Genomic DNA, 2,631 nt, shown 5'->3' on the forward strand with positions numbered 1-2,631 from the left:
AACTGCGCCACTACATCCCTTGCCCACCCCTATTTAAGGGGTGGGTGGCGAGCGCAGCGAGCCGGAAGGGGTTAGCCGGAGGCGGTATATAAAATCTGCGGCGCCAGCCGCCACCATAACCCTCGGGCCCCAAGGGCCCGTCAAACCTAAGAACCTTAAGAACCTTCGGGGCCGAAGGCCCCGTCAACCTTCCATTATCGGCCCCCTTTGGTGCTAACGCCCGCAAGCGGGGGGACAATAAAAGAGAGGAATGAACCCTTTGAACTCTCTAAACCTTTTCCTTGCCCCTTGAAACACAACCCTTCTACACAACCTGCGCCGTCAGGCGCGCCCCTTTTTTTACCTGCGGCGCAGCCGCCACCACAACCCTCGGGCCCACAGGGCCCGTCAAACCTGAGAACCCTCCGGCCAAAGGCCGGTCAATCTTAAGAACCTTACAGAACCTTACCTAACCCTTTGAACCTTTTCCCATATGTGCTATACTACAATGTATTGAAGTTTCTATATTTGAAAAGGAGAGTAGTATGAAATTCTCGTTTAATCACAACAATTTCAACGTACTTGATTTAAAGAAGAGTATCGCTTTTTATGAAGAAGCCCTGGGACTCAAGTTAACAGGTGAGTACAAGGCTCCGGACGGCTCCTTTATTCTGGCTTACCTGGGGGATGGCGCAACGAAGCACCGGCTGGAGCTGACCTGGCTCCGGGACAGGAAGGAACCCTACAATCTGGGGGACAATGAGTTTCATCTGGCTTTTGATGTGGACGATATGAAGGTGGCCCACGAAAAGCACAAGGCCATGGGCTGCATCTGCTTTGAAAATCCGGCCATGGGTATTTATTTCATTTCCGACCCTGACGGATACTGGATTGAAATTATTCCGGAGGGTATGTGATGGATCCTATTTATGTACGTACAGCCCGTATTATCGGAGAGAAGGGCGTCGATTTCCTTTCCACGAAAACCGTGGCGGTTTTCGGTATCGGCGGCGTAGGCTCCTATGCGGCGGAAGCGCTGGTCCGTGCCGGCGTGGGCCACTTGATTTTCATTGACAAAGACGCGGTGGAGGATTCGAACCTGAACCGCCAGCTGGTGGCTGACCGGACGACCATCGGCCGTAACAAGGCGGATGTGATGGTGGAGCGGGCCCACCGGGTGAATCCGGCCTGCGACGCAAAGGCCATGGCGGTGTACTACCGCCCCGGCGATGAAGATTTCATCAAAAATCTCCATGCCGATTTCATCATCGATGCCATTGATGATGTGCCGGCCAAGGTGTCCATTGCGGAAATCTGCTATAAGCTGAAGATTCCGGAAATTTCATCCATGGGTACAGGCAACCGGCTCCGCCCGGAAATGCTGCAGATTGCAGATATTAGTAAGACCTCCGTGTGCCATCTGGCAAGGAAGATGCGGCGGGAGCTGAAGGATCGCCGGGTGCGCCATCTGATGGTGGTGTATTCCAAGGAACTGCCCCATAAGCCCATGGGCGAAGGCCATGCGCCGGGGTCCACTTCCTTCGTGCCTCCGGTGTCGGGTATGATGATGGCAGGCTATGTCATCAGAAACCTCTTGAAAGAAGTCAATATCACCTGAGAAAGGAAATGTTATATGGTTGAAATCCGTCATCCTGACTGGGTAACCATTCGGGAAAATGGGAAAGATGTGCTTGGATACAACCAAGAGTGGTATCCGGAAAAAAGGCAGAAGCTGGCAGGCTGCGGCCCCACGGCAGGCAGTATGATGGCTGCCTATATCGAGCGGAAGCAGTGGGGGCAGAAGGTGGAAACAAGGGAAGAGGCCCTTGCCATTATGCTGGACATTTGGAAATACGCCACGCCCCGCATGCACGGTCTCTATAAGACCCGCTGGCTGAAGGAAGGCCTTTCCGCCTACATGAAGGAGAGGGGCCTTAAAGGAAAGGTGGAAGCCCTGCCTATCCCCTCCATCCGTCTCCTGGCGCCCAAGCTCCCCAAGGTGGCTGCCTTCATCCGGGAAGGGCTCAAAGCAGACTGTCCCATCGGTTTCCTGAACCTTCACAGCGGCGGCGAACCGATCCCCTACCACTGGCACTGGATGCCCCTGGTGAAAATGGAAGAAAAGGACGACGGCATTTACTGCACCCTCTGGGATGAGGGAACGGCTCATGTATTCAATCTGGGCAACTGGCTGAAAAATACAAAATTCGGCGGCGGATTCGTAAGGATTATGGATTCCTGATTCTAAAAGCAGCGTGGAAATCGCTGCTTTTTTATTTGGCGCAGTAAAACGGCTGTCCGCTTTCCGCCTGGCAAGGTATTCCTTCCCGCTGACCAGGATGACGAGTGAGGCAGGAAGGTAATCCCGTAACGTAAGGCTCCTTCCACTGGAAGGAGCTGGGCGGAGCCCTGAGGATAGGTCTGAAAGATGTTGCGTGCAGCTTTATGAGTCACATCAGGCCCCTTTGGGGCCTCGGATTTTTGAGGGGAGCACTGATTCAGTCGCAGAATCAGATTTCATAAGCATTTTGGTCCAATACTGCGTCATAAGCCTCCTTAAATAGCTTTGGCTATTCGCGTCGGCTTATTCCTTGTATTGAACCAAAATGCAAGAATGAAATCTGATAACGACTGAATCAGCGCGCCCCTTAC

Annotated in this window: 3 protein-coding genes; all 3 read left to right on the top strand. The window is 53.2% G+C overall.

Annotation, left to right across the window (positions count from 1 at the left end):
* The first annotated feature begins 524 nt into the window (after window positions 1–524).
* The 3 genes from Q0482_RS08845 to Q0482_RS08855 are packed head-to-tail and all read left to right on the top strand — an operon-like array spanning window position 525 to window position 2,221.
* On the top strand, window positions 525–896 hold the full coding sequence (locus tag Q0482_RS08845; RefSeq protein WP_299145555.1) for a VOC family protein: 372 nt from the start codon (window positions 525–527) through the stop codon (window positions 894–896).
* Entirely contained in the window at window positions 896–1,597 is a 702-nt protein-coding gene (locus Q0482_RS08850; RefSeq protein WP_299145557.1) for a tRNA threonylcarbamoyladenosine dehydratase, read from the top strand. Before Q0482_RS08845 ends, Q0482_RS08850 begins: the two co-directional genes overlap by 1 nt.
* A gap of 15 nt (window positions 1,598–1,612) precedes the next feature.
* Window positions 1,613–2,221 (top strand): hypothetical protein, encoded by a 609-nt coding sequence (locus Q0482_RS08855; RefSeq protein WP_299145558.1) that lies wholly within the window; start codon window positions 1,613–1,615, stop codon window positions 2,219–2,221.
* The last annotated feature ends 410 nt before the right edge of the window (window positions 2,222–2,631 follow it).

Source organism: uncultured Dialister sp., assembly GCF_937959425.1.
Lineage (GTDB): Bacteria > Bacillota > Negativicutes > Veillonellales > Dialisteraceae > Dialister.